Raw genomic sequence first — 244 nt, 5'->3', positions numbered from 1 at the left:
GGGTGCGCTGGAACAAGAGCCAAAGCACGCCGAGCACGACCGGCCCGAGCGCGATCAGGAACAGATCGTAGCTTGGAATATTCTGGCCGAAGAAATCGATCGCGCCCTTGAAGCCCGGCGCGCGGCGACGCAGGACCGCGACATGGTCGCAGCACTCGGCGTCAATCAGAAATGGCTGTTCACCAGCGTGTTCGCGCTCGGTGTCTTCCTCGCCGCGCTCGGCGGCGCGCTGCAGATTCCGCGC

1 protein-coding gene is annotated in these 244 nt (G+C 65.2%); it reads left to right on the top strand.

Features of this window, described 5'->3' with window-relative positions; genetic code table 11:
• Positions 1 to 244: ABC transporter permease subunit (locus FNJ47_RS52555; protein WP_236000642.1), on the top strand; the 244-nt coding region annotated here is incomplete at both ends.

The organism is Bradyrhizobium uaiense (genome assembly GCF_010811875.1).
Taxonomy (GTDB): domain Bacteria; phylum Pseudomonadota; class Alphaproteobacteria; order Rhizobiales; family Xanthobacteraceae; genus Bradyrhizobium; species Bradyrhizobium uaiense.
This window is presented reverse-complemented; position numbering and strand designations above follow the sequence as displayed.